The 4872-nt window shown below is 72.7% G+C and carries 3 protein-coding genes and 1 pseudogene; 2 read left to right on the forward strand and 2 right to left on the reverse strand.

Translation table 11 applies throughout. The annotated features are described in order from the left end of the window. Positions 1-134: 134 nt before the first annotated feature. Positions 135-1559 carry an adenylosuccinate lyase gene (gene purB, locus EYA84_RS26555; RefSeq protein WP_131056418.1) on the reverse strand — a complete coding sequence of 475 codons (1425 nt, stop codon included), beginning with the start codon at positions 1557-1559 and terminating at the stop codon, positions 135-137. Positions 1560-1621: 62 nt separating this feature from the next. Then, complete coding sequence (locus EYA84_RS26560; RefSeq protein ID WP_131056420.1) at positions 1622-2914, reverse strand: acetyl-CoA C-acetyltransferase; 1293 nt, start codon at positions 2912-2914, stop codon at positions 1622-1624. 53 nt (positions 2915-2967) lie between these two features. On the opposite strand from EYA84_RS26560, the gene EYA84_RS26565 reads away from it, so the two are divergent. Together EYA84_RS26565 and EYA84_RS26570 are read left to right on the forward strand one after the other, a co-directional pair. Beyond that, positions 2968-4341 (forward strand): 3-oxoacyl-ACP reductase, encoded by a 1374-nt coding sequence (locus EYA84_RS26565; RefSeq protein WP_131056422.1) that lies wholly within the window; start codon positions 2968-2970, stop codon positions 4339-4341. Beyond that, positions 4341-4872, forward strand: a pseudogene (locus EYA84_RS26570) (hypothetical protein); the annotation flags it as partial. The gene EYA84_RS26565 and the pseudogene EYA84_RS26570, both read left to right, overlap by 1 nt.

A 4872-nucleotide genomic window follows, 5' to 3' on the forward strand; every position in this document is an offset into this window, starting at 1 on the left:
GAGACACCCCCACCCACCCCACCGCCCTGAGTCGGCCGGTGGCGTTGATCAAGAAGTTTGGTCCTCCCGGAGCACTCCTGGGCGACCCAAACTTCTTGATCAACGCCTGCGTCGGCGGGCAGGGGGGGAGGGGGTTAGAGGATTGGTGGGGGGGTGTAGGTGGCGGCGTGTGGGTGGGACTGGACGATCTTGGAAATCCGGGTGGTCACCGCCTGGATCTGGGCGGGGGCGGCGCCGACGAAGGCGGCCCGGTCGGCGACCAGGGCGTCGATCTCGGCGCGGGTGAGGCCCAGCCGGGGGTCGGCGGCGAGGCGGTCGAAGAGGTCGTTGTCGGGCGCACCCTGCTCACGCATGGCGAGCGCCACGGCCACCGCGTGCTCCTTGATCGCCTCGTGGGCGGTCTCCCGGCCCACGCCCCGACGCACCGCCGCCACCAGGATCTTGGTGGTGGCCAGGAATGGAAGGAAACGCTCCAACTCCCGGTTGATCACCGCCGGGTACGCGCCGAACTCGTCGAGCACGGTGAGGAACGTCTGGAACAGCCCGTCGGCGGCGAAGAAGGCGTCCGGCAGGGCCACCCGGCGGACCACGGAGCAGGAGACGTCCCCCTCGTTCCACTGGTCGCCGGCCAGCTCGCCGACCATCGACAGGTACCCCCGGATGATCACGGCGAAGCCGTTGACCCGCTCCGACGAACGGGTGTTCATCTTGTGCGGCATCGCGCTGGAACCCACCTGGCCCGGCTTGAAGCCCTCGGTGGCCAACTCCTGCCCGACCATCAGCCGGATCGTGGTGGCCAGCGAGGAGGGTGCGGCGGCCACCTGCGCCAGCGCGGCGATCACGGCCATGTCGATCGACCGGGGGTAGACCTGCCCGACGCTGTCCAGCACCCGCTGGAAGCCGAGGTGCTCGGCGACCCGCCGCTCCAGCTCGGCCACCTTCTCGGCGTCGCCGTCGAAGAGGTCCAACTGGTCGGCGGCGGTACCCACCGGCCCCTTGATCCCGCGCAGCGGGTACCAGGAGATCAGGTCCTCCAGTCGCTCGTACGCGATGATCAGTTCCTCGGCGGCCGACGCGAAGCGCTTGCCCAGCGTGGTGGCCTGCGCCGCGACGTTGTGCGAGCGCCCGGCCATCACCACGTCCGCGTACTCGTGGGCGTGCCAGGCGAGCCGGGCCAACGTCGCCACCACCCGGTCCCGGATCAGCTCCAGCGAGCGACGCACCTGGAGCTGCTCGACGTTCTCGGTGAGGTCCCGCGAGGTCATCCCCTTGTGCACGTGCTCGTACCCGGCGAGCGCGCTGAACTCCTCGATGCGGGCCTTCACGTCGTGCCGGGTGACCCGCTCCCGGGCCGCGATCGAGTCGAGGTCGACGTCGTCGAGCACCCGCTCGTACGCCTCGACCACCCCGTCGGGCACCGGCACGCCGAGGTCCCGCTGGGCTTGGAGCACGGCCAGCCAGAGGCGACGTTCCAGCCGGATCTTCTCCTCCGGCGACCAGAGGGCGACCAGCTCGGGCGAGGCGTACCGGTTGGCGAGCACGTTCGGGATCGTCGTCACCCCGCCATTCTCCCGATGCCGCCGCCGCCCGCCCCGACCGGGTACGGCCGACAACCCGGAGGTCAGCGTTCCAGGATCGCCGTCACGCCCTGGCCGCCGGCCGCGCAGATCGAGATGAGTCCCCGGCCGCTGCCCTTCTCGGCGAGGAGCTTGGCCAGGGTGGCCACGATCCGGCCGCCGGTGGCCGCGAACGGGTGCCCGGCGGCCAGCGAGGAGCCGTGCACGTTGAGCTTGTCGGTGTCGATGGTGCCGAGCGGGGCGTCCAGACCGAGCCGGTCCTTGCAGAACTCCGGCGACTCCCACGCGGCCAGGGTGGCCAGCACCTGCGAGGCGAACGCCTCGTGGATCTCGTAGTAGTCGAAGTCCTGGAGGGTGAGCCCGGCCCGGGCCAGCATCCGGGGCACCGCGTACGCGGGGGCCATCAGCAGGCCCTCGTCGCCGTGCACGAAGTCCACCGCCGCCGTCTCCGACCAGGTGAACCAGGCCAGCACCGGCAGTTGGTGTGCGGCTGCCCACTCCTCGCTGGCCAGCAGCACGGTGGAGGCGCCGTCGGTGAGCGGCGAGGAGTTGCCGGCGGTCATGGTGGCCCGCTCGGCGTCCGGGCCCTTGGCGCCGAAGACCGGCCGCAGCGTGCCGAGCTTCTCCAGCGTGGTGTCGGCGCGGAGGTTTCCGTCGCGGGTGAGCCCCAGGTAGGGGGTCATCAGGTCGTCGAAGAACCCCTTGTCGTACGCGGCGGCGAGCCGCTGGTGCGAGCGCAGCGCCAGCTCGTCCTGGGCCTGCCGGTCGATGTTCCAGCGCAGCGCGGTCTGCGCGGCGTGCTCGCCCATGGAGAGCCCGGTACGCGGCTCGGCGTTGCGGGGGACCTCCGGCTGGAACGGCTGGGCCGGGCGCAGCTTGGCGGCGATCCGCAGCCGCTCGCCCAGCGTCCGGGCCGAGTTGAGCCGGAGCAGCGTGCGCCGCATGTCCTCGTTGACGGCGAGCGGGGCGTCGGAGGTGGTGTCGACACCGCCGGCGATGCCGACGTCGAGCTGACCGAGGGCGATCTTGTTGGCGACCAGGATCGCGGCCTCCAGGCCGGTGCCGCAGGCCTGCTGGATGTCGTACGCCGGGGTGCGCGGGTCGAGCTTCGAACCGAGCACCACCTCGCGGGTCAGGTTGAAGTCCTTGGCGTGTTTGAGCACGGCTCCGGCGACCACCTCGCCGACGCGCTGCCCGGCCAGGCCGAAGCGGGCGACCAGCCCGTCCAGGGCGGCGCCGAGCATGTCACTGTTCGAGGCGCTGGCGTACCGCGAGTTCGAGCGGGCGAAGGGGATCCGGTTGCCGCCGATGACCGCGACCCGTCGAACCTTCTGCACGATCCGCCTCCTCAGGAGTGTTGCCGTACCTTACCCGCCAGTAGGCTACGCCTATGACCGACAGGTACGCGAGTTTTGTCCAGTCGAGCGCCGGTCGAGCGCTGGTCAAGCGCCTCGGACTACCCGATCCGCCACGACTTCGCCGACATGCGCCGGGTGAGCCGATCCTCCCCGGGCCGGTCCTGCTCGGCACCTCCACCGGGGGCCGGCTCGCCGAGCCGGTCGGCAGGATCCTGACCGGCGCCGGGCTCGCCCTGCGCGATCCGGCCACCGCCGCACCGGACCCCACCTCCGGCCGTACGCCGACCAGCTCCGCCCTGGTCTACGACGCCACCGGCATCACCGACTCGACCGCGCTGCGGCAACTGCACGACTTCTTCCACCCGCAGGCCCGGGCGCTGCAGCCCAGCGGCCGGGTGATCGTGTTGGGCACCCCGCCCGCCGAGTGCGACACGCCGCGTGAGGCGACCGCCCAGCGGGCCCTGGAGGGGCTGACCCGCAGCATCGGCAAGGAGTTCGGCCGGGGCATCACCGCCCAACTGGTCCACGTCACGCGGCAGGCCGACGAGAGCACCTGGACCAGCCTGGACGCGACCCTGCGGTTCCTGCTCTCCGGCCGCTCGGCGTACGTGTCGGGGCAGGTGATCCGGGTCGGTGCCGGGCGGGCGAGCGCACCGGTGGACTGGGACCGCCCGCTGGACGGGCAGGTGGTGCTGGTCACCGGCGCGGCCCGGGGCATCGGCGCGGCACTGGCCCGGGTGCTGGCCCGGGACGGGGCGACGGTGGTGGCGCTGGACGTGCCAGCCGCCGGGGACGCGCTGGCCGGCGTCGCCAACGAGATCGGCGGCAGCGCCGTACAGCTCGACCTGACCGCCGCCGACGCGCCGGCCCGGCTCGCCGACCACCTGGCCGAACGACACGGCCGGGTGGACGTGGTGGTGCACAACGCCGGCATCACCCGCGACAAGACCCTGGGCCGGATGGACGCCGACCGCTGGGACCAGGTCATCGACGTCAACCTGTCCAGCCAGGAACGCATCAACGACGTGCTGCTGGACCGGGGACTGATCCCGGGCGGCGGGCGGATCGTCGGCGTCTCCTCGATCGCCGGGATAGCCGGCAACCGGGGCCAGACCAACTACGCCACCAGCAAGGCCGGCGTGATCGGGCTGGTCGACGCACTGGCCCCGGCACTGCGCGACCGGGGGATCAGCGTGAACGCCGTCGCGCCCGGCTTCATCGAGACCCGGCTCACCGCCCGTGTCCCGCTGGTGCTGCGTGAAGCGGGCCGCCGGATGAACAGCCTCTCCCAGGGTGGGCTGCCGGTGGACGTCGCGGAGACCATCGGCTGGCTGGCCTGGCCCGCCTCGGGCGCGGTCAGCGGCAACGTGGTCCGGGTGTGCGGCCAGAGCCTGCTGGGGGCGTGATGGCCACGCAACGGGAGCGGGTGACCCTGTCCGCACTGCCGACGGCCGGGCCGTTGTACCGGCAGGCCCTGCTGAGCGCGGTGCCGGGGCGCGGCGGGCGGCGGACGGACGAGGTGCCGGCGGTGGAGTTGGCCGTCGACCGGGTGGCCGTGGATCCGGACCGGTTGGCCGACTACGACCGGGTGTGCGGTTTCCGGCTCGCCGACCGGTTGCCGGCGACCTTCCCGCACGTGGTGGGCTTCCCGCTGGCGCTGCGCCTGATCAGCGCACCGGACTTCCCGATCCCGCTGACCGGGGTGGTGCACGTGGCGAACCGGATCACCGTGCACCGCCCGGTCACCGTGGCCGACCGGCTGGACTTCACCACGTGGGCGGAGCACCTGCGCCCGCACGACCGGGGGCGCCAGGTCGACGTGGTCCTCGTCGGGTCGGTCGACGGCGAGGAGGTGTGGCGCGGCGTCTCGACGTACCTGGGCCGGCAGCGCACTTCGGGTGGCGGCGAACGGCGCGACCCGGGTGACCGTCCCGCGC

Source organism: Verrucosispora sp. SN26_14.1, from assembly GCF_004307965.1.
Taxonomy (GTDB): domain Bacteria; phylum Actinomycetota; class Actinomycetes; order Mycobacteriales; family Micromonosporaceae; genus Micromonospora.